This is a genomic window from Paraburkholderia caffeinilytica, assembly GCF_051027425.1.
Taxonomy (GTDB): domain Bacteria; phylum Pseudomonadota; class Gammaproteobacteria; order Burkholderiales; family Burkholderiaceae; genus Paraburkholderia; species Paraburkholderia caffeinilytica_A.
In genome coordinates this window covers 3,176,763-3,197,579 of record NZ_CP186552.1, presented here as the reverse complement: position 1 = coordinate 3,197,579, position 20,817 = coordinate 3,176,763, and the positions used below count along the sequence as shown (strand labels likewise).

Below are 20,817 nucleotides of genomic sequence, written 5' to 3'. Positions count from 1 at the left end.
TGCCGCTAACGCAACATGTAACGCCGGCTAAGCGGCACTTCGCGCGCGGGATCGCAGCGGATCACCTGGCCGTCCACCGACACTTCGAACGTCTGCGCATTGACGGAGATGGACGGACACGCGTCGTTATGCAGCATGTCGCGCTTGCCAAGGCTTCGTGTGCCATATGCGCCGACCAGCCTGCGCGAGATGCCTAGCCGGCCATGCAGATCGGCATCGAGCGCAAGCGGATTCACGAAGTTGACCGCGAGCGAGGCGGGCGCGCGCCCGAACGCTCCCCACTGCGGACGCATCGCGAGCGGCTCGCAGGTCATGAGCGAAGCGGCCGAATCGCCCATCGCCCCCCAGGCAATAAAACCGCCCTTGATCACGACCTCGGGCTTGATGCCGAAGAACGCGGGCCGCCACAGCACGATGTCGGCGAGCTTGCCGTCTTCGAGCGAGCCGACCGTGTCGGCAATGCCGAAGGTGCGCGCCGCGTTGATCGTGTACTTGGCGATGTAGCGCTTGATCCGCTCGTTGTCGCCGCGCGCCGTGCGCTCGCTCGCAAGACGCCCGCGCTGGTCCTTCATCTTCGAGGCCAACTGCCAGGTCCGGCAGATCACTTCATTGATGCGTCCCATCCCCTGGCTGTCCGAACCGAGCATCGAAATCGCACCGAGATCGTGCAGAACGTCTTCGGCGGAAATCGTTTGTGCGCGGATGCGCGATTCAGCGAACGCGACGTCTTCCGGCACCGCCGGGTTCAGGTGATGGCACACCATGATCATGTCGAGGTGCTCGTCGAAAGTGTTCACGGTGTACGGATTGGTCGGATTGGTCGACGAGGGCAGACAGTTCATGCGTCCCGCCACCGCGATGATGTCGGGCGCATGGCCGCCGCCCGCGCCTTCGGTGTGGTACATGTGGATCGTGCGGTTCTTCATCGCTGCAACGGTGTCTTCGAGAAAGCCGGACTCGTTCAACGTGTCGCTATGCAGTTGCACCTGAAAATCGTATTCATCGGCGACGGTCAGACAGGTGTCGATCACCGCGGGCATGGCGCCCCAGTCTTCGTGAATCTTCAGCCCGAGGCAGCCGCCCCGCAATTGGCCGATGAGCGAGCCCGGCTTGCTCGAATTGCCGCGTCCAAGAAAACCGAAGTTGAGCGGCCACTGCTCGGAGGCCTGCATCATGCGTCCCACGTTCCACTCGCCGCCGCAATCGATGCCGACCGTGATGGGCCCGAGCGAGCCGCCGATCAACGTGGTGAGGCCGGAGGCGAGCGCGTGTTCGCAGAGCTGCGCCGAATCGAAATGCACGTGGACGTCGATGCCGCCCGGGGTTGCGATCAGCCCCTCGGCATCCTTGACGGTCGTCGAGACGCCGCACACGAGGCGCGGATCGACGCCGTCCATCACCTGCGGATTGCCCGCCTTGCCGATCGCCACGATCCGGCCGTCCTTGACGCCGATGTCGCCTTTCACGATGCCGAGTACCGGATCGATGATCGTCGCGTTGCAGATCAGCATGTCGAGTGCGCCGTCCGCGCTATCGTGACCGGCCTTCAGGCCCATGCCGTCGCGCAGCGTCTTGCCGCCGCCGTGCAGGCATTCGTCGCCCGGCACCGCATAGTCGTGCTCGATCTCGGCGAGAAGCGAGGTGTCGCCCAGCCGCACTGCGTCGCCGGTGGTCGGGCCGAACATCTCGGCGTAGGCCTTGCGTGTCATCGTAACCATTCAGGCTCCTTCGAAGCCGCGCTGCGCGGCGCGTGCGATGGCCGCCTCGCGGCGGCCGGGGTCGTCGAGCGCGCCGTCAGTCAAACCATTGAGGCCGAAAATTTCCTGTGTGCCACCGAAGGCGACCAGCGTTACGTCCTTCGCATCGCCGGGCTCGAAGCGCACGGCCGTACCCGCCGGGATATCGAGCCGCATGCCGAACGCGGTCGCACGGTCGAAACGCAGCGCGCGATTGACTTCGAAGAAGTGGAAATGACTGCCCACCTGAATGGGCCTGTCGCCCGTGTTGACGGCGCGCACGGTGGTGCGAACCCGGCCTGCGTTCAGTTCGATCTCGCCGTCCGCAGCGAGGATTTCACCGGGGACCACGGCATCGGCGGCGCTCGCTTGCATGCCGGGCCGGATCGGCTGATGCACGGTGACGAGCTTGGTGCCATCGGGAAACGAGCCTTCTACCTGCAGCATCGGCACCAGATCGGCGACGCCGGGAAGCACGTCGTCCTCGCAAAGCAGCGTCGACCCGTACGCAATCAGATCGGCCACGCTGCGGCCTTCGCGCGCGCCCTCCAGAATCTCATCGGCGATCAGCGCGACGGCTTCCGGATGATTGAGCTTCAGACCTTTGTCGCGATGACGGCGGGCGAGTTGCGCGGCGGTGAAGAGTGTCAGGCGCTCGTATTCGGTCGGGGTCAACAGCATCGCGATCTTCCTTCCTGTCAGTTGGCAAAGAGCCGTGCATCGTGGGTCTGGCTGCGCAGCGCGGCGATGTCGGCCGCGAAGGTGGCGGCATGCAGATCGTCGAGAGGCGCCGCCGGCTGCGCGAGGACTTGTGCGAGCGGCGCGCGCAGGAGCGAAAGCACACGCTGCGCGTCGAGATGCCCGACGATGCCGAGGCGCACGGCTGAACTCACCGCGCCGGTGCAGGTCATGTGCGCGGAGATGGCGCGCGCCTCGTTTTCCGCGATGTGCAGGCTTCGCCATATGGCGCCTTGAACAGCGGCGAGATGGCCCCGCGTGCGGCCATCCACGATGGCCTCGCGTATCCGGCTCGCGGTTTCCGAGCCGAGCCGCGCGTGCACATCGGCAAGCGTGCGCCCGAGCCGGCGTGAGCCATTGCGCAGGGCCGGCGGCAAGGACGTCGCCTCGGCGAGCGCATCGACTTCACGCCATGCGTCGAACGAATCGCCGGCACGCCACGCGGCGCATACGAGCCCTTGATCCAGACTAGCCCAGCGCGACAGTGCCTGCGACTCAACGAATGCAAACAGCGTTGCAGCGTCGGTGACCAGCGCGTCACGCATGAGGCCTTCGAGACCCCACGAGAAAGCCATCGCGCCACCCGGAAAGAAGCTGTCCGACTGTTGCAGGCTGGCAAGCAGCCCGATGGGGCCGGCCGCGATTTCGCTGCTTGCGCCGCTTGCCCGGATAGAGGACATGTCAGGCATGGCGATGCCCTCTGCCATCAGACACCTCGCTCGCGAGGCGAATACGATGATCCGCCAGCATCGGCGCGAGTCTTTGCAGATAGTCGTCGAGCGCGCCCTTCACCGCGATTTCCAGTGTGCCCAGATCGAAGCGCACCTTCCAGTGCATGTTGCCCGCGAAGTAGCCGAGTTCGAGCGCCGCCGCCGCATCGCGCGGCGCGAGCCGCAGCCAGCGCGTGTTCTCGGTGCGGACGACCAGCGCCGCGTCGCGATCGAGCCGCAGCACCGCGCCGTCGAACAGATGCGTATCGCGGTCGAGCGCGATGCCGCATTCGTCACCGTGCTGAGTGCGCACGCGCAGGCGGTGCCGTTTGATATCGTCGGCGGCGAGCGTCACATAATCCACTCGCCCGCGATGTTCGAGCGAGTGCAACAGATCGGCAATGCGCGGTTCGGCCGCGCTGCCTATGATCGACGTGTAGGTCATCATCGCGAATCGCTCCCGCCAGTCGGTTTAGCGGTGTGCCAGATCGGACGGATTGGGAATGCCGGGGATCGGACATTCCTCGGTGCCTGGCGTGCCGCGCGTAAGCGCCTCGACCATCTTGCGGGTGCCTTCCGGATCGGTAATCCACTTCGAGTAGAAGTCGTAGGGACAGTCGGCCACGCCGTCGGCGTCCTCGCGCGAATTGATCTTGCCGGTGTAGCCGCGATGCAGCAGCTTGTACAGATGGTTCTCCGACTGCATGTTCTTGCGTGCATCGCGGATCAGGCTCTTCGACAGCGCGCCGTACTGGATGCCGAATTCTTCTTCACCGCATTCGCCCAGCGTGCGGCCGTCGAAGCCGATGATTGCCGAGTGGCCGAAGTAGGAGTAGACGCCGTCGAAGCCGGCGGCGTTGGCGACCGCCACGTAGACGTTATTTGCCCACGCCATCGATTTCGCCATGAGCACCTGTTGCTCCTTGGCGGGGTACATGTAGCCCTGACAGCGCACGATCAGCTCGGCGCCTTTCATCGCGCAGTCGCGCCAGATCTCCGGGTAGTTGCCGTCGTCGCAGATGATCAGACTGATTTTCAGTCCCTTCGGACCGTCGGAGACATACGTGCAGTTGCCGGGATACCAACCCTCGATCGGCACCCAGGGCATGATCTTGCGGTACTTCTGCACGATCTCGCCCTTGTCGTTCATCAGGATCAGCGTGTTATACGGGGCCTTGTGCGGATGTTCCTCGTGCCGCTCGCCCGTGAGCGAAAACACGCCCCACACGCCGGCGCTGCGGCATGCTTCGGCGAAAATTTCCGTTTCTTCGCCGGGCACGGCCGCCGCGGTGTCATACATTTCCTGCTGGTCGTACATGATGCCGTGCGTACTGTATTCGGGGAAAATCACCAGGTCCATGCCGGGCAGGCCGATCTTCATGCCCTTGACCATCTCGGCGATCTTGCGCGCGTTCGCGAGCACTTCCGCCCTGGTGTGAAGACGGGGCATCTTGTAGTTGACCACTGCTACGCCAACCGTGTCGAGACTGCTTGAAATGTCACCATGTAACATAAGTACTCCTTGGTGGTAAGGATGAACTCCCGTGCGGGAGCGTCACGAATCCAGATGGTCAATTCAGATGGTCAGATAGCGCATGATCCGCTCCGCGTCGACGTTCTCACGCCGGTCGCTGTGCACGAAACGTCCCTTTTCGATGATGAGAAACCGGTCGGCGATTTCGAGCGTGAAGGTCAACACCTGCTCCGAGACGATCAGGGCGAAGTTGCGTTCCTTCTTCAGACGGTTGAGCGCGCGGGCGATGTCCTTGATGATCGACGGCTGGATGCCTTCAGTCGGTTCGTCGAGGATCAGCACCTTGGGTTCGGATACGAGAGCGCGGGCAATCGCAAGCTGCTGTTGCTGGCCGCCGGAGAGATTGCCGCCGCGCCGGTTGCGCATTTCCGCGAGCACCGGAAACGAGTCATAGATGTACTCCGGAATCTTCGGCTTGCGCATCCGGTCCATGCCCGTGAGGATATTTTCTTCCACGCTCAGATAAGGGAAGATCATCCGTCCCTGTGGCACATAGCCGAAGCCCGCGGCGACCCGCTCGTAGCTTCTGGTTCCCGCCAGATCGCGTCCGCCAAGACGTATTTCGCCACTGCGCGACGGAATCATGCCGATCAGCGACTTCAGCAAGGTGGTCTTGCCCATACCGTTGCGGCCCATCACGGCGATCGTTTCGCCCGCCGTCAGCTCGAAACTGAGGTCGTGGAGAATATGGCTTTCGCCGTAGAACACGTTGAGGTTCTGGATCGCGAGCATGTTCAGTGTCCCAGATAGACTTCGATGACACGCGGGTCGTTTTGCACCTGTTCCATCGTGCCTTCGGCGAGTTTTTTGCCCTGGTGCAGAACGGTCACCTTGTGTGCCACGGATTTGACGAATTCCATGTCGTGTTCGATGACCACGACCGAGCGTCCCTTTGCAATCTCGCGCAGCAGCGCGCCGGTCTGCTCGCGCTCTTTTGCGCTCATGCCGGCAACGGGCTCGTCGAGCAGCAGCAGTTCCGGATCCTGCATCAGCAACATGCCGATTTCGAGCCACTGCTTCTGGCCGTGAGATAACTGCGCCGCCTTGCGATCGAGTTGGTCGGCGAGAAAAATCATTTGCGCGACCCGGTCGATTTCGTTGCGCACGGTATCGTCGCGGTGAAAGAACAGGCAGCCGATCACATCGCGCTTCTTCGGGTAGGAAATTTCCAGATTCTCGGCTACGGTCAGATCTTCGTAGACGAGCGGGTTCTGGAATTTCCGGCCTACGCCCGCACGGGTGATCTGATATTCGAGCAGGCGTTCGAGGTTCAGACCTTTAAAGGCGATCGTTCCGTAGGTGGGTTTCGTCTTGCCGCAGATCATGTCGAGCAGCGTGGTCTTGCCGGCGCCGTTCGGGCCGATCACGACGTGCAGCTCGTTTTCTTCGACGTAGAAGTTCAGATCGTCGACCGCCTTGAAGCCGTCGAACGACACGGTCAGGTTCTCGACCGAAAGGATCATCTGACTCATTGGGCCGCTCCCTGGCGCTCGCGCAGCGATTCGATGACACCGGCGAGCCCCTTGGGCAGGAACATCGGTACGAAGATAAAGAGTGCGCCGATCAGGTACAGCCAGAAGCCGACAAAGTTCTCGGACAGGAAGCTCTTGGCGGCACCGACGAGAATCGCGCCATAAACCGCGCCGACCAGCGACAGCCGTCCGCCCACCGCCGCGTAGATCACCATTTCGATCGACGGCACGATGCCGCACACCGAGGGCGATGCGAAGCCGACCTGCAGCGTGAACATCGCGCCGCCGATCGCCGAGAACAACGCCGCCACGGCGAAGATGAAGCCCTTGAAGAGGGCGGGGTCATAGCCCGAGAAACGGATGCGGTCCTCGCGGTCGCGGATCGCGATCAATACCTTGCCGAGGCGGCTTTTCAGAATGAACCGGCCGGCGAGGATCGCGGCCAGCAACAGGCACGCGCTCACGTAGTAGAGCACGTAGACGGCGGTATCGCTTTGCACGCTGTAACCCATGAAGGTGGGCAGATTCGTGATGCCGTTGATGCCGCCTGTGTAGCCTTGTTGCCCGATGATCACGATCGACATGATCGAAGCGAGCGCCAGCGTCACGATCGAGAAATACACTCCGCCCACGCGCTTGCGAAAATTCGCGTACGCGAGGATGAAAGCGAGCAGCGTCGGCAGGATCACGATGGCAGGCAGGGCAAACCACGCGTGTTCGAAGGGGGCCCACCACCACGGCAGTTTGTCGATGCTGTTCCAGGTCATGAAGTCGGGCACAGGCGGCCCGCCATTGCCGAACACGGCCGCCGCAGGGTCGGCCGAGGTCGCCTCGAGCTTCATGTACATCGCCATCATGTAGCTGCCGAGGCCGAAGAAAATGCCTTGTCCGAGACTCAGAATGCCGCCGTAACCCCAGGTGAGCACGAGCCCCGCCGCGCAGAACGCGAAGCTCAGATACTTCGCGAAAAGGCCGAGGCGAAACGAGCCGGACACCGCCGGAATGGCCACCAGCAGAAGCAGTGCGAGGATCACCACGGAATAGCGTTCGAGCAGCAGCGTCGCACGCAGTCCGGTGTTATGTGTCGATGCGGCGGGATTCGAAGAGCGCGGCGATGAAATAGGGAGGTCTTTCATGGTTAGCGGCGAACCTTGAGTGCGAAGAGCCCATTGGGCCGGAAATACAGTGCGACGATCACCAGCAGCAGAATGGCCGCCTTCGCCATCGAGCCGCTCAGGACCAGTTCGAACATCGACTGCAACTGTCCGATCGAGAATGCCGAAAGGAAGGTGCCGACGAGACTCTCGACGCCGCCGAACACGACCACGATGAAGGTGTCGACAATGTATTGCTGCCCGGTTACCGGTCCGGTCGAGGCCAGCATCGTGAGGGCGCTGCCTGCAATGCCGGCGAGGCCGCAGCCCACCGCAAAGGTCACCGCGTCAACGCGCTCGGTATTGATGCCGGCGGCGCCCGCCATCGCGCGGTTCTGCATCACCGAGCGGATGCGCAGTCCCCAGCGGCTGCGAAACAGAAAGAGGTACACCGCGAGCGCCACCGCCAGCGTGAGACCGATGATGAAGATACGGGAGAGCGGGATCGCGATCCCCGGCGTCGGATTCCATGCACCCTGCAGCCATGTCACGGTGGGCACGCTCACATCGATCGGTCCGAACAGTTGGCGGTAGAGTTGCTGCAACACCAGCGACAGCCCCCAGGTTGCCAGCATTGTGTCGAGCGGCCGGTGGTAGAGAAAGCGGATCATCGAGCGTTCCAGTACAAAACCGACCGCCCCCGTCACCACGAACGCCGCCACGATACCGACCAGGAAATACGCACCCATCAGCGAAGGCAGATAGCGGGCGAATACGAGCGAGGTGAGGTAAGTCACATATGCACCGAGCGCCATCAATTCGCCGTGCGCCATGTTGATGACGCCCATCAGGCCGAACACGATCGCAAGGCCGATGGCCATTAACGCCAGCACGGTGAAGAGCGACAAGCCGTTGAAGACCTGGGTCAGAAAAGTATCGAGAGTCATCGCAGTTCTTTTGCCGGAAAGGATGCCTGGAAAACAAGGCGCGATGGGCAGGGGTGGCCCATCGGCGCCGGGTATGGCATGGGAACTCGCTCAGCCGAGTTTCGGGAACGGATTCGGCTCGATGAGCGGCGATTCGTACAGAATGTCGACCTGTCCGTCCGGTTTGAAGGCGCCGATCCGCGCGTGCTTCCACAAGTGATGGTTGCTGACGTGGAAATGGATCTGTCCTTCCGGTGCGTCCCAGGCGAGATTCGACGACGCCGCGACCACTTTCTCCACGGCGAAGCTTTTGGCTTTTTCCGCCGCCAGTTTCCATAGATAGACGGACGTGTAGGCCGCTTCCATCGTGTCGCCGATCACGCGGTCGGCGCCGTACTTTGCCTTGAACGCGGGAACGAACTTCGCGTTCACCGGGTTCTGCACGCTCTGGAAGTAGCCCATGCACGAGAGCACGCCGGTCAGGTTGTCGCGGCCGATGCCGATGGCTTCTTCTTCGGTCACCGCGAGCGCCATGATCGGCTGGTTCTTGCCGGTGATGCCGACCGAGTTCAGTTGCTTGTAGAACGCCACATTCGAGCCGCCCACGATCGTCGAAAGAATCACGTCGGGTTTGGCGGCCTTGATCTTGTTGATGACCGAGGAGAACTCGACGGTGCCGAGCGGGAAGTAGTCTTCGCCGACGACGGTGCCGCCTGCTTTTGCAATGGTCGGATGCGCGATGCGGTTGGTCGTGCGCGGCCAGATGTAATCCGAACCGATCAGGTAGAACTTCTTGCCCTTGTTTTTTGCCAGCCAGTTGACGGCCGGGATCACCGATTGCGTGGCTTCCTGGCCCGTATACATGATGTTCTTCGACATCTCGAGCCCTTCGTAGTACGTCGGATAGTAGAGCAGGCCGTTATAGCGTTCGAATACGGGCAGGACGGCCTTGCGCGACGCCGATGTGTAGCAGCCGAACACAGCGGCGACCTTGTCGCTTTCCATCAATTTTTGCGCCTTCTCCGCGAAGGTCGGCCAATCGCTCGCGCCGTCTTCGACGATGGGCTGGATCGGGCGGCCGAGGACGCCGCCCGCGGCGTTGATTTCGTCGATCGCGAGCTTCTCGGCATCGACGACGTGGGCTTCAGCAATCGCGACCGTCCCCGTCAGCGAGTGCAGGATGCCGACCTTCACCGGGTCCGCTGCCGCAGCAGAACGCGAGGCCAGCATCAGCGACCCGGGAATGGCACCGGCAGCGGCGGTGGCGATCGCGGTCTTCAAAAAGTCACGTCTGTTGTTCTTCATGGCGCCCTTCACAAAAGTTAAAGACAAAAAAAAGCCCGAAACCAGTGCTTAGCTGGTTTTCGGGCTTTTTTGGCCGGTGTCATGCAAGACGCCTTTGTCTCGCACAACGAAACTCGTTAGGATCGAGGGTGCAGGTCTCGGCTTCACACTCGATCACGAGCAGCGATAACGCAAAAGCTGTGCCATCGGCAGCGCGCGTGCGAATTTCAGGCTGCCTCATGCAGGCAATCCGTGCGCAACGCCTTTTGGATCAGTACATTACTGTCAGCTCGCAGGCCGTGATCGTCTTTCCGGTTTTCATGATTCATCGCACGGCGTGTTCCCCAAGCTGGGGTGAATGCGCACAATGCCCGTGCATGGAACCGGAGTCGTGCACAGCGCTGCGCGCTGGTGGGCCGCTCAACCTGCCGTCACTCTCTGGCTGAACTATGACCTCATCACCCAATGAACCGATCAAGGTCGGCGTGCTGTTTTCCTCGTCCGGTGTGACCGCGCCGATCGAGTTGTCACAGCAGCGCGCGACGATCCTGGCGGCCGAAGAAATCAATCACGCCGGCGGCATTAATGGCCGTGAGCTGCAACTGGTGTTTCGCGACCCGGCTTCGACGCCGGCCCGTTACGCCGCACTGATTGAACAGTTGATCGTCGAGGAGCAGATTCGTGTTGTGGTGGGATGCTATATGTCGAGCACGCGCAAGGCGGTGATCCCAATCGTCGAGCGGCATAACGCATTGCTGTTCTATCCGACGCTCTATGAAGGCTTCGAGTACAGCCGTAACGTGATCTACACCGGCGCCGCGCCGAACCAGAACAGCTTGCCGCTCGCGGACTACATGCTGGGCCACTTCGGCTCACGCGTGTTCATGGTCGGTTCAGATTACATTTATCCTTACGAGTCGAACCGTATCATGAGCGATCTCGTGTTCGAGCGGGGTGGCGAGAAACTCGAAGAGATTTATCTGCCGCTCGATGCAGGCTGGTCCAGCTACCTGGGCGTGGCGAGGAAGATTGCGGCGCAGGCGCCGGACTTTGTTTTCTCGACCGTGGTGGGCAGCGGCATCTCCCACATGTACCGCGCGTTTGCGGAAGCTGGGCTCGATCCTTACAAGACGCCGATCGCGAGCCTGACAACCAGCGAAACGGAAGTGGCTGCGATGGGTGTCGCGCTCGGCGAAGGGCACATCACCGCGGCCACTTACTTTCAATCGGTGAGCAACCCCGTCAATCAGCGTTGCCTCGCCAACTATCACCAGCGCTTCGGCAGCGGCGTCGTGACCGATATGTGCTGGGAGGCGGCTTACTTCCAGATGCATGTACTCGCCAACGCGATGCGCATGACCGGCGGGGACGACACCAATGCCTTGCTCAAGGCGCTGCCGGGACTCGAACTGAATGCGCCGCAGGGGCGAATCAGGATTGACGAGCACAATCACCATACCTATCTGCATCCTCGCATCGGGCGCCTGAACCGGCATGGCCAGTTCGATATCCTGAGCGATTCACCCGGGTGGACGCGAGCGGATCCGTTTGTCATTTCGCACTCGCTGGTCGACGAGGCGGCGTCGCACGGTGGACCCGGCGAGGTGAGGTCATGAAGCAGCGCTCGTCTTCCCGCACCCCTCAGGCGCTTCGCGATATCCGGTCGCTGAGCGTGCTGGCCATTCACCCTCAGGATCAGGATGGAGAGGAACTGCTGGGGCAACTGTGCCGTATCGGCTGCAAGGTCCAGATGACCTGGCCCGCGCTCGACACGTTGCCGGATGCTACCGATGTGGTGTTTCTCGCGGTGCGTCCGGAGACACTCTCGGTGAGCCTGCCGTGGATGAATGCGAAGGGCGCTCCCCCGGTGATTCCGGTCGTCAGTTATGAGAATCCGATCATCATCGAAGCGGTCATGCAGCTTGGCGCGTATTGCGTGGTGCCGTCGCCGGTGCGCTCGTTCGGGCTGCTGACGGCGATTGCCGTCACGCTCAATCAGCACCGCAACCGCCTGCAGATGGAGCGCTATGTGCGGCGTGTCGAGGACAAGCTCGCCGAGCAACGGCAGATCCAGCGCGCCAAGACCATCCTTATGGAAACGCGCAATCTTTCCGAGCAGGAGGCCTACGACCTGTTGCGTTCACAAGCCATGGTGAAGCGTGAACACATCGAGGCCGTCGCCGAAGCGATCATCAAGGCGGATGAGGTGTTGCGGTTTTGACGAACGGGCCGACCCGGATGTCCGTCGGCGCGAGCGTATTGGCAAATGCAAGAATCGCCGGGTTGCCGGATGCGCCAGCGACGGTACCTGCCACTTCGTCATACGGCAGCTCTCCCAAGCGCGATATATCGCTCGAGATGATGATCTTCATCCCCGAGTTGATGGTCGATCATCACTAGACGCTTCGCATAGTGCGCCATCGGCAACTCCCATGTCATGCCGATCCCGCCATGTAACTGAATACATTCCTCGGCGACCATCGCGCCAATCCTGTCGATACTGTATTTAGCCGCCGAAACCGCCCGCTCACGCACCGTGCGTTCAGCGCCAAGCGCTGCCGCGGCATTGATCACCGCCGATCGCGCCTGCTCGATCTCGAGCAGGAGATCCGCCATCCGATGCTGCAAGGCCTGGAAACTGCCGATAGGCACGCCGAACTGCTTGCGCGTGCGCAAGTACTCAAGCGTGTGGTCTTTTGCGACATCCATCGCGCCGACCGCTTCGGAACACAAGGCAAGCACGCCGCAGCTGATCGCGTATTCGAGCGTCGCAAAACTTTCGCCTGCTGTGCCGAGCAGCGCGTCGTCGGCGAGCTTGACGTTGTCGAACGTAACTTCGGCCGCGCGGCCGCCGTCGATCTTGCGATAGCCACGCACGCTGACCCCCGCAGCGTCGCGAGGGACGAGAAAGAGCGCGATGCCGGCCTCGGCGTCATCTGCGCCTGCGGTGCGCGCGGAGACCAGGAAGAGGGCGGCGTTCTCTCCGTGCTGAACCACCGCCTTCGCACCATTCAACTGCCACGCATCGCCAACACGCTGAGCACGCGTTGTTACGCGCGAGAGTTCATAGTGACCCTCCGGCTCGCCGTGCGCGAGCGCAACCAGACGTGAGCCGTCGATCAGTTCGGCGAGCATGGCTTTCTGCGCTTCACTGCCATCGCGTGCGATGGCCTGGCCGACGATCAAGGTATCGAGAAACGGCTCGACCACGAGGCCGCGCCCCAGACTTTCGAAGACGACAGCGATATCGAAACCGCCGCCGCCAAAGCCACCATCCGTTTCATTGAACAACGCGCCGATAATGCCGAGCTCTGCGAAGCGACTCCACAGGTCGGCACTGAAACCTTCGGGCGAGCGTGCAATCCGGTCACGCGTCTCAAAGGGATATTGCTCGCTCACGAAACGGTTGAGCGTATCCGCCAGCATGCGGCGGTCTTCGGTGTGCTGGAAATTCATGGCGTCTGCCCCTTACAGTCCCAGGATCATTTTGGAAATGATGTTCTTCTGGATTTCGTTGGAGCCGCCGAAGATCGACAGCTTGCGGTTGTTGAAGTAGAGCGAGGCCGCGCTCGCGGCTTCGTCGGGGCCGACTGGTGGGCCTTCGAAACCGTCGTGCAAGGCTTCTTCCACGAACGGTTGAGCATACGGTCCCATCGCGCGACGCGTGAGCGAGGAGATTTCCTGACGGATCTCGGTGCCGCGAATCTTCAGCATCGAACTTTCCGCGCCTGGTACACCGCCGCCGGCCACCGCGGCGATCACACGCAGGTTGGTGGTCTTCATGTTCTCAAGGTCGATCTCGACGCGCGCCATGCGTGCCGCAAACGACGGATCATCCGCGAGCGGCCGGCCGTTGCGCTGCTGCTTCGCGGCGATCTTGCGCAGCCGGTTGAATGCGGCCACTGAAAAACCGACGCCCGCGATATTGGTGCGCTCATATGTCAGCAGATATTTGGCGTAGGTCCAGCCCTTGTTCTCTTCGCCGACGAGGTTCTCGACGGGCACGCGCACGTCCGTGAAAAACACTTCGTTGACTTCGTGCTCGCCATCGAGCGTGATGATCGGGCGCACTTCGACGCCAGGCGTATTCATGTCGATCAGCAGGAAACTGATGCCTTCCTGCTTGCGCACGTCAGTGGCGCTGCGCACGAGGCAGAAGATCATGTTCGCGTAGTGGCCGAGCGTGGTCCACGTTTTCTGACCGTTGACGATGTAGTGCTCGCCTTGCGCATCGCTGCCGCGTACCGCGGTGGTTTTGACCGAGGCGAGGTCCGAGCCCGCGCCCGGTTCCGAGTAGCCCTGGCACCACCAGTCCGAGCCATCGAGAATGCGCGGCAACCAGTGGCGCTTTTGTACCTCGTTGCCGTATTTGATCAGCACCGGGCCAAGCATGTTGACACCGAACGGCACGACACGCGGTGCGCCCGCCAATGCGCATTCGTTCTCGAAGATGAATTTCTGCACGGCATTCCAGCCTGGGCCGCCGTACTCTTTCGGCCAATGATTGGCGAGCCAGCCTTGCGCGTTGAGAATCGCGTGCCACTCGGCCATGTCGTCGCGCGTGAGACGGCGTCCGCCATGCACCTTGTCGGCGAGACGCTGTGGGAGCTTGTCGCGCAAAAAACGCTGTACGTCAGCGCGAAAAGCTTCTTCTTCAGGTGTGAAATTCAGATCCATAACGGTTTCTTCCCTGGATATTTATTGGAGCGGCGCACCGGCGGAGCGATGGACCGGCGGAGCGATGGACCGGCGGAGCGATCGACCGGTAGCGAGCAGGCGCCCACCGGTCGAGCATGCTCCAGATAATGTGCCGTCTCAAGCCGTCTGGTTGAGGCTCGCGAAATCGGCGCCGCGCTCGACCAGTTCGACCAGCAGCGGCGATGCCTGCCAGAACAGAGGGTCTTCTTTGGCGAACTCGCGAATGTCCGCGAGAACGGTGGCGAGGCCCACCGTATCGGCGTATTTCATCGGACCGCCGCGATAACGCGGAAAACCGTAGCCGTAGAGGAAGGTCACGTCGACGTCGAGCGGCCGCAGGGCGATGCCTTCGTGTACGACATTGGCGCCTTCGTTGATCATGGCGGCCATATAGCGGCGGATGATTTCCTCGTCGGTGAACGTGCGTGGCGTGATGCCGGCGCGTACACGCTCGGCTTCGATGATCGCTTCGACCTCAGCGTCGGGTGCGCCGCTGCGTGAACCTTCAGGGTACAGATAGAAACCACGGCCGGTCTTCTGGCCGAACCAGCCGCGTTCGCAAAGACGATCGGCGATCTGCACGTAGCGAGCTTCGGGATTGCGCGTAGCCGCGCGCCGTTTGCGCGTGGCCCAACCAATATCGCCACCCGCCAGATCGACGACCTGGAACGGGCCCATCGGAAAGCCGAATGCGCGCACCGCCGCATCGATCTGATAGGGCGACGCACCGTCTTCCATCATCGCGTCCGCTGCGCTTCGATACACCGCCAGCACGCGATTGCCGATGAAACCGTCGCACACGCCGGCGCGCACCGGCGTCTTGCGCAGCTTCTTCGCGAGCTCGAATGCAGTGGCGACCACATCGGCGCTGACCTGCTTCGGCACCACCACTTCCAGCAGCTTCATGATGTTGGCAGGGGAGAAGAAGTGCAGGCCGATCACGTCGGCGGGGCGTGAAATACTGGCTGCAATCGCGTCAATGTCGAGATACGACGTGTTGGTGGCGAGCACCGCGCCGGCTTTGCACACACGATCGAGTTCGGCGAACACGGCCTGTTTCACCGACAGGTCTTCGAATACGGCTTCGATCACGAGGTCGGCGTCTGTGAGCGCGTCGTACGACGTGCTGCCGTGCCAGCGAGTCATCACGTCGGCCTTCTTCTGCGCACTCATACGGCCTTTGGCGATCAGACCATCGTAGACTTTTTCGATGTGCGCGCGACCGCGTGCGAGCGCCGCGTCGTCGCGTTCGATCATCGTCACCGGCAAGCCGGCATCGAGCACCGCGACGGCGATGCCCGCGCCCATCGTGCCGCCGCCCACCACGCCGATCTTGTTCAACGCGCGGGGTTTTGCATCGCGTGTCTCCGGTGCTTTGAGCACTTCGCGTTCGGCAAAGAACGCGTGAATCAGCCCTGCACGCTGCGGGCTGTCGATGCATTGCAGGAACAGCTTGCGTTCGAGTTGCAGGCCGTCTTCGAAAGATTGTTCGATGGCGGCTTCAACGGCATCGACGATTTTCAGCGGCGAGAACAGACCGCGCGATTTCTTCGCCGTTTCCGCACGCGCCGTGGCGACGGCCGCGAGGCTCGCGGCGCGATCGTTTAACGCGGCGGCATCGCGCGTGCGCCGCACGGGAGCGTGAGCGGCCAGCAATTCGTGCACGTAGGCGAGTCCTTCAGCCAGGATGTCGTCGCTGCTGCCGAGCCGGTCGACGAGGCCGAGTGCCAGCGCTTCTTTCGCGCCGGCATGGCGGCCGCTCAGGATCAGGTCGAGGGCCGGTTGTGCGCCGATCAAACGCGGCGTGCGCTGCGTGCCGCCTGCGCCCGGCAGCAGGCCGAGCTGCACTTCGGGTAAGCCGAGCTTCGCGCCCTCCACGGCGAGCCGGTAGTGCGCCGCGAGCGCCACTTCCAGGCCGCCGCCGAGCGCGGCGCCGTGAATGGCGGCCACCACCGGCTTCGTGCAGGCTTCGATGCGGTTGCAGACGTCGGGCAGCGAGGGCGGCACCGGCGGCTTGCCGAACTCGCGAATGTCGGCGCCCGCGATGAAGTTGCGTCCGGCGCCGACGATCAGCACGGCCTCGACCACCTTGTCGGCATCCGCCGCTTCGATGGCGGCGAGCAGGCCGCGCCGCACGTCCGCGGAGAGGGCGTTGACCGGTGCATGGTCGATCGTGACCAGCAGGACTTTGCCGCGCAATTCGCGCGTCACAACGTCGGCGGAAGGGTTGAGGGTCATCGTGTCGTCTCCTGATTGATATCGGGGCAAACCGGGGCCGAGCGGGCTCAAGCGGGCTCAAGCGGGCCCAGGCGAGGCGGATCGGGGCGTGCCGGGTCTGGCGAATTCTCCGATTGTCGGTTGGTCAAGGTTTATTGACAATTGCATAGAGGGTTGACAGACTGTCAAAATTATTTTGACAAAGGCTCTGCCATGGACGTCAATTCGCTGACCTTGCTGGTCGATATCCTCGACGCGGGCAACCTGAGCGAAGCCGCGCGCCGGCTGAAAATGAGCCGCGCGAATGTGAGCTATCACCTGAATCAACTGGAGCGCTCGATCGGACTGCAACTGGTCAGGCGCACCACGCGCCGGGTCGAGGCGACCGAGATCGGTCTGCAGTTATACGAGCATGGCCGCACGATCCAGAATGCGCTGCTGGCCGCGCGCGAATCGGTCACCACGCTCGGGCAGAGCTTGCAGGGCCGTGTCAGATTGAGCGTGCCGAGCGGCTATGGCCAACTGGTGATGTCGGATTGGCTGATCGCGTTCAAGCGTCTTTATCCAGGCATCGTGCTGGATGTGATGTTCGAGAATCGCGTCGAGGATCTGATGCGCGACGAAGTCGACATCGCGGTTCGGGTCATGTCCGAGCCGCCGCAAAATCTCGTCGCGCGCGACATGGGGCCGGTGCGATATGTCGCGTGTGCATCGCCGGATTTTGCGGAAAGCCGCGGCATGCCGGTACGTCTCGACGATCTGCGCACCGCGCCGTTGATTACGGCGGCGGTGGTCGGGCGGCAGTTGCGAGTGGCGGCTTATCTGCGCGATGAACGCCACGAAGTACTGCTGGAGCCGACGATTATTTCCGAGAACTTTCTGTTCTTGCGTCAGGCGGTGTTAGCCGGGCTGGGTGTCGGTCTGGTGCCCGACTATGTTGTGCAGGACGACCTGCGTCGTGGCGATGTGGTGACCGCGCTCGATGAATGGCGTTTAAGCATCTTCGGTACGAATATGTACATGCTCTATATGCCGAATCGTCATCACACGCGGGCGGCGGCGAGCTTTATCGAGTTCATTCTGGAGCAGGCGCATGGAAGTGGGAGAGGGGTGCGCGCTTGAGCGGCAGTGAGGCGTTTTTTCTTTGGCACGCCGACGATCTGTGCGTAACCAGCGAACAGATCAGGAAGGGACTCAATGCTTCGCCGCGCAAAAAATAGCGTCAGCACAGGTGGTTCACTCACGGGTATGCTTAACAAAACGGCGGGATAGCCGTGTGTCTGGCATCACATCAAACTTCAGGGGAGACGGAGATGAAATGGACAAGCGCATTTCTAGCTCTGCTTGCAATCGCCATTGTCGTTGTGCTGATCTCGCGTCTCCCAAGTGAGGAGGCGATCCGTTTCGCCGGCTACGCGGCTACAGCGGCTTTCGCGGCGCTAGTCGGATTCCTGATTCGCTGGCGCGCAAATCGGGCCCAACGAAACAAACGCACAGGGTAACTTCGCGCACGGGTATTCGTCCGATCCGTTTGAGGGGCATGCGGCGCCGGACCCGTCGCACGCGCGCTAAACCGGGCGAACGCTCGCTTGTAACCCGTCGCCGAAGTGAGCCGTTTTCTCCTGTTTGCTTCTCTGTGCGGCGGCAAAGCGAAGCAACGTACAGATACAGCAGGCACGCTAAAAGCGCGCGACAAACTTGCAGCAAGTACAAAGCAGGCACGTCTCCACTCGCATGCTACGATACTTTACTCGTTGTGAAGAACGTCGGAGACATAGATGCGTCCGGAGAGTGCCGCCCGTTTCGATGAACAGTTTGCGCCTCGTATCGCCGAGGCGATCGCTGCATGTTTCGCCACCACCGTACATACCGAAGTGCTGCCCTACGGCGGCCACGGGCATCCCACACGCGTTCGGATTCATGCAACGCCGATCGAAGACCTGCGTCACTACCCGCATCCGCTGAATCTGTTTCTCACCTGGGATAGCGATGAGATCGAACGCCTGATGGGTACGGAAGGGCCCGCGCGTTTCGCCGGCTATCTGGCTGCGTTGCCGCGCAAGCTCGAAGCCTGGCGCCATGTGCGCGAACTGGATTTTGTCTCGCACACACAGGCCGAACCGGCGGTATTGCTCGGCGGCCTCGATTTCGAGTCTTAGGGCATCGCCGCGTCGCTCCGGATTCACATCACCGGAGAATGCAAATGATGCGGATGATCGAGCGTCTCGCCCACGATGCGCAGCGCCTCTTCGCATTCGTCGCGCGTTTTTGAGCCGCCGAGGCACACGCGCATCGCGTTCGGCGGATTGCCGTCGGTGGAAAACGCCGCGCCGGCGACGGCGGCGATGCCCTGATTGCGCAATTGCAATGCAAGTTCAGAAGTACTCCAGCCGCTTTCTGCCGGCACGGGCAACCACAAATGAAAACCGTCCGGATTCGCTTCGTAAGGCCACGCTTCGAGCATGCGCGATGCAATCGCCTGACGTGCGCGCGATTCATTGCGGATCGCGTTGAGCATGTCGAACGCGGTACCGTCGGCGATCCATTGCGTCGCGAGCATGACCGTGAATGGACTCGCCATCACCGTGGTTGCGCGCAATGCGCCGGCAAGGCGCTGTGTTTGTCTTGCCGTGGGGGCGTGCAGATGCGCGACCCGCAAACCCGCGCCGAGGCTCTTCGATAAACCTGTCACGTAGTAAGTCAGTTCGGGCGCGAAGCTCGCGAGCGCATCGGGGGCACTCTGCGGCAGCATCGCGTAGGCATCGTCTTCGATGATCGGGACGTTGTAGCGCAACGCGACGTCGGCGAGGGCCTCGCGCCGTTTGTGCGTGAGTGTCAGCGTGCTCGGGTTTTGCAGCGTCGGATTGCAATAGAACGCGCTCGGCCTGTCGGTCTTGCAGAGCGCTTCGAAAGCGTGCGCGAGCGGACCTTCGTCGTCGCGCGGCAGAGCCTGCAGACGCACGCCGAGTTGCGCGGCGATCGCCTTGATGCCGGGATAGGCGAGCGTGTCGAGACAGATCGTGCCGCCCGGCCGCGCCAACTGCGAGACGAGCGCCACCAGCGCGCTATGAATGCCCGGGCACACCAGCACGTTCTGCGCGTCGCAATGCGGCACCCGGCGCTTGAGCCATTCAGCGCCTGCGTCCTTGTCGGCGGCCGAACCGCCGAAATCCTGATAACGCAGTAACTGGTAGGGGTCGCTGCCGCTCATCAGGCGCGCGGCCGAATCGCGCAAACGCGCGGCGTAGTCGGGCGGCTCGGGTGGCGTGTTCATCGACATCTCGATGCTGGTGCCGCCGGCCAGCGGCAAGGTGGCGGTACGGCCGCGCACGAAGGTGCCGCTGCCGGCGCGCGAATCGAGCAAACCGCGCTTGCGTGCTTCCGCATACGCGCGTGCCACGGTTGTGTAATTCAGCGCGAGTTCGCTGGCCAGGTCGCGCAATCCAGGCAGCCGGTCGCGCGGACGCAGACGGCCAGTGGCGAGATCTTCCTCAATCAGATCGGGAATCGCGAGGTAGGCCGGTTTGCGGATGTCGGCGAGACGTTTGATCCAGTGATGTGTCGGGCTGCTCATCGTCTTGGGCTTCGGGTGAAGATCGTTAAAGTTGATCGGATTTTGAGGCGATCAATGATCGGATTGATCGTCTGTGGTGAATGAGTGCACCACGCCGACACGTCTTCGCCGGCAAATCGCACCCGGCTGGTGCGATGTTGAGGCGCCAGGTGCGATTGCGCGTGATGCTGCGGTTGTATGCAACCTTCGCGCCAAAAAAATTTCGAGTTGCATGTCGAATCGAGACGGAATTGATTGCTGATTGATCGCATTTGCCTGGCCAATCAATGGCACGGGCGTTGCATCAGGAGAAGCGCGCACGGATTGAATGCGCGTCATCTTTTACTTAGCAAACCTGATCGGAGAGTGTCATGCCAGCCGTCAACAAACCGCTGCATCAGAAAGGCGATTACCTTGTCGACTACGAAGAGAAAGTCTTCGAAGACGTAAAAGCCGAACCGGGCGAGAAGGCGCTCGTCACATTTCATACGGTTGCGTTCGAAGGCTCGATCGGCTTCGTCAACTTGCTGCAGGCAACGCGTCTGCAGCGTAAGGGTTTCGAGACCTCCGTGCTGTTGTATGGGCCGGGCGTCACGCTCGGTTTGCAACGCGGCTTTCCAACCCTTGGCGACGAAGCGTTTCCTGGCCATCTGAATTTCAACAAGCAACTGATGAAGTTCATGGAAGAGGGCGGCAAGGTATACGCCTGCCGCTTCGCGCTGCAAGCCTTGTATGGACACGGCGAAGCGTCGCTGATCGAGGGCATTCGCCCGATCAGTCCACTCGACGTGCTCGATATCCAGCTGCTTCATCGCAAGGACAACGCGCTGATCATTCACACGTGGACGGTTTGAC

The 20,817-nt window shown here is 61.9% G+C and carries 19 protein-coding genes; 5 read left to right on the top strand and 14 right to left on the bottom strand.

Annotation, left to right across the window (positions count from 1 at the left end; translation table 11 throughout):
* Positions 1 to 5: 5 nt before the first annotated feature.
* The 10 genes from ureC to urtA form a co-directional block, all read right to left on the bottom strand.
* Positions 6 to 1,709: an urease subunit alpha gene (gene ureC, locus ACOSV0_RS14030; protein WP_434110283.1), complete on the bottom strand. Its 1,704-nt coding sequence runs from the start codon at positions 1,707 to 1,709 to the stop codon at positions 6 to 8.
* Between the two features lie 9 nt (positions 1,710 to 1,718).
* Entirely contained in the window at positions 1,719 to 2,417 is a 699-nt protein-coding gene (locus ACOSV0_RS14025; protein WP_434106759.1) for an urease subunit beta, read from the bottom strand.
* A gap of 17 nt (positions 2,418 to 2,434) precedes the next feature.
* Positions 2,435 to 3,181: an urease accessory protein UreF gene (locus tag ACOSV0_RS14020; RefSeq protein ID WP_434106757.1), complete on the bottom strand. Its 747-nt coding sequence runs from the start codon at positions 3,179 to 3,181 to the stop codon at positions 2,435 to 2,437.
* Positions 3,156 to 3,632 carry an urease accessory protein UreE gene (gene ureE / locus ACOSV0_RS14015; RefSeq protein ID WP_434106756.1) on the bottom strand — a complete coding sequence of 159 codons (477 nt, stop codon included), beginning with the start codon at positions 3,630 to 3,632 and terminating at the stop codon, positions 3,156 to 3,158. Before ureE ends, ACOSV0_RS14020 begins: the two co-directional genes overlap by 26 nt.
* 24 nt (positions 3,633 to 3,656) lie before the next feature.
* Positions 3,657 to 4,697: an aliphatic amidase gene (locus ACOSV0_RS14010; protein WP_093643257.1), complete on the bottom strand. Its 1,041-nt coding sequence runs from the start codon at positions 4,695 to 4,697 to the stop codon at positions 3,657 to 3,659.
* A gap of 63 nt (positions 4,698 to 4,760) precedes the next feature.
* Positions 4,761 to 5,450 (bottom strand): urea ABC transporter ATP-binding subunit UrtE, encoded by a 690-nt coding sequence (urtE, locus tag ACOSV0_RS14005; RefSeq protein ID WP_434106755.1) that lies wholly within the window; start codon positions 5,448 to 5,450, stop codon positions 4,761 to 4,763.
* Between the two features lie 2 nt (positions 5,451 to 5,452).
* Positions 5,453 to 6,190 carry an urea ABC transporter ATP-binding protein UrtD gene (urtD, locus tag ACOSV0_RS14000; RefSeq protein ID WP_434106754.1) on the bottom strand — a complete coding sequence of 246 codons (738 nt, stop codon included), beginning with the start codon at positions 6,188 to 6,190 and terminating at the stop codon, positions 5,453 to 5,455.
* Positions 6,187 to 7,326, bottom strand: a complete 1,140-nt coding sequence (gene urtC, locus ACOSV0_RS13995; protein ID WP_434106753.1) for an urea ABC transporter permease subunit UrtC — start codon at positions 7,324 to 7,326, stop codon at positions 6,187 to 6,189. The genes urtD and urtC overlap by 4 nt, the downstream gene beginning before the upstream one ends.
* A 2-nt stretch (positions 7,327 to 7,328) precedes the next feature.
* A complete protein-coding gene (gene urtB / locus ACOSV0_RS13990; RefSeq protein ID WP_434106752.1) occupies positions 7,329 to 8,231 on the bottom strand; it encodes an urea ABC transporter permease subunit UrtB in 903 nt (300 codons plus the stop codon).
* Between the two features lie 90 nt (positions 8,232 to 8,321).
* Positions 8,322 to 9,515, bottom strand: coding sequence for an urea ABC transporter substrate-binding protein (gene urtA, locus ACOSV0_RS13985; protein WP_434106751.1), 1,194 nt, complete (start codon positions 9,513 to 9,515; stop codon positions 8,322 to 8,324).
* 428 nt (positions 9,516 to 9,943) lie between these two features.
* Between urtA and ACOSV0_RS13980 the strand changes: the two genes are divergently transcribed.
* Positions 9,944 to 11,110, top strand: a complete 1,167-nt coding sequence (locus ACOSV0_RS13980) for a transporter substrate-binding domain-containing protein (RefSeq protein ID WP_434106749.1) — start codon at positions 9,944 to 9,946, stop codon at positions 11,108 to 11,110.
* Positions 11,107 to 11,715, top strand: coding sequence for an ANTAR domain-containing response regulator (locus ACOSV0_RS13975; protein WP_434106748.1), 609 nt, complete (start codon positions 11,107 to 11,109; stop codon positions 11,713 to 11,715). The genes ACOSV0_RS13980 and ACOSV0_RS13975 overlap by 4 nt, the downstream gene beginning before the upstream one ends.
* A 98-nt stretch (positions 11,716 to 11,813) precedes the next feature.
* Here the strand turns inward: ACOSV0_RS13975 and ACOSV0_RS13970 are convergent, their stop codons facing one another.
* From ACOSV0_RS13970 to ACOSV0_RS13960, 3 genes are all read right to left on the bottom strand, one after another.
* Positions 11,814 to 12,950, bottom strand: a complete 1,137-nt coding sequence (locus ACOSV0_RS13970) for an acyl-CoA dehydrogenase family protein (RefSeq protein ID WP_434106747.1) — start codon at positions 12,948 to 12,950, stop codon at positions 11,814 to 11,816.
* Between the two features lie 12 nt (positions 12,951 to 12,962).
* Positions 12,963 to 14,171, bottom strand: a complete 1,209-nt coding sequence (locus ACOSV0_RS13965) for an acyl-CoA dehydrogenase family protein (RefSeq protein WP_434106746.1) — start codon at positions 14,169 to 14,171, stop codon at positions 12,963 to 12,965.
* Between the two features lie 138 nt (positions 14,172 to 14,309).
* Entirely contained in the window at positions 14,310 to 16,430 is a 2,121-nt protein-coding gene (locus tag ACOSV0_RS13960) for a 3-hydroxyacyl-CoA dehydrogenase NAD-binding domain-containing protein (protein WP_434106745.1), read from the bottom strand.
* Between the two features lie 192 nt (positions 16,431 to 16,622).
* Between ACOSV0_RS13960 and ACOSV0_RS13955 the strand changes: the two genes are divergently transcribed.
* Entirely contained in the window at positions 16,623 to 17,531 is a 909-nt protein-coding gene (locus tag ACOSV0_RS13955) for a LysR family transcriptional regulator (protein ID WP_434106744.1), read from the top strand.
* Positions 17,532 to 18,187: 656 nt separating this feature from the next.
* On the top strand, positions 18,188 to 18,568 hold the full coding sequence (locus tag ACOSV0_RS13950; protein ID WP_434106743.1) for a DUF5594 family protein: 381 nt from the start codon (positions 18,188 to 18,190) through the stop codon (positions 18,566 to 18,568).
* Positions 18,569 to 18,591: 23 nt separating this feature from the next.
* Here ACOSV0_RS13950 and ACOSV0_RS13945 read toward each other — a convergent pair whose 3' ends face one another.
* The gene (locus ACOSV0_RS13945) at positions 18,592 to 19,983 is read right to left on the bottom strand and encodes a PLP-dependent aminotransferase family protein (protein ID WP_434106742.1); all 1,392 of its coding nucleotides are present in this window, start codon (positions 19,981 to 19,983) and stop codon (positions 18,592 to 18,594) included.
* 350 nt (positions 19,984 to 20,333) lie between these two features.
* Between ACOSV0_RS13945 and ACOSV0_RS13940 the strand changes: the two genes are divergently transcribed.
* Positions 20,334 to 20,816: an MSMEG_0572/Sll0783 family nitrogen starvation response protein gene (locus ACOSV0_RS13940; RefSeq protein ID WP_054040483.1), complete on the top strand. Its 483-nt coding sequence runs from the start codon at positions 20,334 to 20,336 to the stop codon at positions 20,814 to 20,816.
* Position 20,817 lies beyond the last annotated feature (1 nt).

What these genes read in the sequence shown, in the direction of transcription:
- ureC (WP_434110283.1), bottom strand. Translation starts at nt 1,709, where the DNA reads ATGACACGCAAGGCCTACGCCGAGATGTTCGGCCCGACCACCGGCGAC.
- ACOSV0_RS14025 (WP_434106759.1), bottom strand. Translation starts at nt 2,417, where the DNA reads ATGCTGTTGACCCCGACCGAATACGAGCGCCTGACACTCTTCACCGCC.
- ACOSV0_RS14020 (WP_434106757.1), bottom strand. Translation starts at nt 3,181, where the DNA reads ATGGCAGAGGGCATCGCCATGCCTGACATGTCCTCTATCCGGGCAAGC.
- ureE (WP_434106756.1), bottom strand. Translation starts at nt 3,632, where the DNA reads ATGATGACCTACACGTCGATCATAGGCAGCGCGGCCGAACCGCGCATT.
- ACOSV0_RS14010 (WP_093643257.1), bottom strand. Translation starts at nt 4,697, where the DNA reads ATGTTACATGGTGACATTTCAAGCAGTCTCGACACGGTTGGCGTAGCA.
- urtE (WP_434106755.1), bottom strand. Translation starts at nt 5,450, where the DNA reads ATGCTCGCGATCCAGAACCTCAACGTGTTCTACGGCGAAAGCCATATT.
- urtD (WP_434106754.1), bottom strand. Translation starts at nt 6,190, where the DNA reads ATGAGTCAGATGATCCTTTCGGTCGAGAACCTGACCGTGTCGTTCGAC.
- urtC (WP_434106753.1), bottom strand. Translation starts at nt 7,326, where the DNA reads ATGAAAGACCTCCCTATTTCATCGCCGCGCTCTTCGAATCCCGCCGCA.
- urtB (WP_434106752.1), bottom strand. Translation starts at nt 8,231, where the DNA reads ATGACTCTCGATACTTTTCTGACCCAGGTCTTCAACGGCTTGTCGCTC.
- urtA (WP_434106751.1), bottom strand. Translation starts at nt 9,515, where the DNA reads ATGAAGAACAACAGACGTGACTTTTTGAAGACCGCGATCGCCACCGCC.
- ACOSV0_RS13980 (WP_434106749.1), top strand. Translation starts at nt 9,944, where the DNA reads ATGACCTCATCACCCAATGAACCGATCAAGGTCGGCGTGCTGTTTTCC.
- ACOSV0_RS13975 (WP_434106748.1), top strand. Translation starts at nt 11,107, where the DNA reads ATGAAGCAGCGCTCGTCTTCCCGCACCCCTCAGGCGCTTCGCGATATC.
- ACOSV0_RS13970 (WP_434106747.1), bottom strand. Translation starts at nt 12,950, where the DNA reads ATGAATTTCCAGCACACCGAAGACCGCCGCATGCTGGCGGATACGCTC.
- ACOSV0_RS13965 (WP_434106746.1), bottom strand. Translation starts at nt 14,171, where the DNA reads ATGGATCTGAATTTCACACCTGAAGAAGAAGCTTTTCGCGCTGACGTA.
- ACOSV0_RS13960 (WP_434106745.1), bottom strand. Translation starts at nt 16,430, where the DNA reads ATGACCCTCAACCCTTCCGCCGACGTTGTGACGCGCGAATTGCGCGGC.
- ACOSV0_RS13955 (WP_434106744.1), top strand. Translation starts at nt 16,623, where the DNA reads ATGGACGTCAATTCGCTGACCTTGCTGGTCGATATCCTCGACGCGGGC.
- ACOSV0_RS13950 (WP_434106743.1), top strand. Translation starts at nt 18,188, where the DNA reads ATGCGTCCGGAGAGTGCCGCCCGTTTCGATGAACAGTTTGCGCCTCGT.
- ACOSV0_RS13945 (WP_434106742.1), bottom strand. Translation starts at nt 19,983, where the DNA reads ATGAGCAGCCCGACACATCACTGGATCAAACGTCTCGCCGACATCCGC.
- ACOSV0_RS13940 (WP_054040483.1), top strand. Translation starts at nt 20,334, where the DNA reads ATGCCAGCCGTCAACAAACCGCTGCATCAGAAAGGCGATTACCTTGTC.